Source organism: uncultured Mobiluncus sp. (assembly GCF_902488535.1).
Taxonomy (GTDB): Bacteria; Actinomycetota; Actinomycetes; order Actinomycetales; family Actinomycetaceae; genus Mobiluncus.
The window spans coordinates 1-1,514 of sequence record NZ_CABTWO010000048.1 but is presented as its reverse complement, the minus strand read 5'-3'; the positions used below and the strand labels follow the sequence as shown (position 1 = coordinate 1,514).

Here is a 1,514-nt window from a genome sequence, read left to right as displayed (position 1 = left end):
CACTCCGCTCATTTTGTATCGCTCGTTCCATAAAGTTTTGCGGCCGCGATTTTTGTGAAGTCTGTGACGCTGAGACGTTCGGCACGTAGGCCCGGCGAGATACCGGCTGCCTCAAGCAAAGCGGCGGACGCATCAGGGGAGCCAGCATATCCAGCTAAAGATTGCCGCAAGGTCTTGCGGCGCTGAGAAAATGCCGCGTTCACCGCTGCGAATACTTCCTTCCTTAACGTTTCGACTGCCTCATCTGTCAAGCCATCGGGGCTAACTTTCAGGTCCTCCAGCAGTCTCTGACGTACCTCTAAACGCCGAAAATCCACTACGGTCGAATCCACATTCGGGGCGGGATAAAACACATTTCGCCCCACTTTAAAAGCACGTTTTGCGCTGCCCCACCAGGCCAGTTTCACACTCGGCGCCCCATATGCCGCGTCAGCGACTCCGGCCACCCAACGGTCAGCCACTTCGGCTTGCACCATGACCAGCGCGCCCTCCAGGCCTGGCAAAACTTCCAAGAAATGCAATAGCAGGGGGGTGGCCACATTATAGGGCAAGTTTGCTACCAACTGGCGCGGTGTAGCCCACCCTGCGGGGATATCTAGGTCGGAGACTCCCCTAATTTCGAGAGCGTCTTGCGTCATGACACACAAGTCCGCGCTGTTCGCGCCGTGTTGACTCACCGTCACCGGCAGGGCGGCCGCGAGGCGCTGGTCGATTTCGATAGCGATAACTTTGCAGCCCTGTTCCAGCAAGGCCAGAGTCAACGAACCCAGCCCTGGGCCAATTTCCACAACGGTGTCGCCTGGGGAAACTCCCGCTGTGGCCGCAATGCGCCGCACCGTTCCGGGGTCGGTAACGAAATTTTGACCCTTTTTCTTGCTCGGAGACACCTTTAGGGCAGCACAGAGCGCAAAGATGTCGCGCGCACCCAACAAAAACACGTCAGAATTTTAGCGCAAACCGAGCTTCCGGGAGCACGCCGGCCATTGTCCCCAGCCTGAGCGAGCTTGCAGAATCTGAGCCCGGTGAGTCTGTTCCTCTGCCGAAGCCTCAGACGGCAGACCGGAACCCCCTACTGCCCGCCACGTCGGTAACGTGAACTGGTACATTCCGTAAAAACCATTGCCCGTGTTCGCATCGGGACGCCCACCGGCTTCGCAAAATGCCAGTTTGCTCCAAACATCGCCGGTTGCGGCGATAGGTTGCGAGGCAGGACGTTTCTTCGTGCCGACCGTAACTTTTTCGTTAACCGGTTGGGTCACAACCTTTTCACTCAAGATTTCTTCGGAGGAAACCACGCCGTCGATGCTGCGCACCTTCTTAGTGATCTCTTTTTCTCCGACCACGCCCTTCTGCGTCACGACCTTTTCGTCAGTGAACTTCGAATCATCGTTGGTAGTTTCGGTTTCGAACTGAATCGGCTCGCTAGCCGTAACCATTTCTTCCGTGATGCGCTGCACCTGCACGATAGGTGCCGCGCCGGGGTTGAACAGCACCTGGACAGCATCCAAGTCGGT

The 1,514-nt window shown here is 57.1% G+C and carries 2 protein-coding genes; both read right to left on the bottom strand.

Annotated elements, in window-relative coordinates:
• Positions 1-8: 8 nt before the first annotated feature.
• Positions 9-938: a 16S rRNA (adenine(1518)-N(6)/adenine(1519)-N(6))-dimethyltransferase RsmA gene (rsmA, locus tag RDL66_RS08990; protein ID WP_308536653.1), complete on the bottom strand. Its 930-nt coding sequence runs from the start codon at positions 936-938 to the stop codon at positions 9-11.
• 9 nt (positions 939-947) lie between these two features.
• A partial coding sequence (locus RDL66_RS08985; protein WP_308536652.1) for a resuscitation-promoting factor occupies positions 948-1,514 on the bottom strand: 567 nt, incomplete at its 5' end.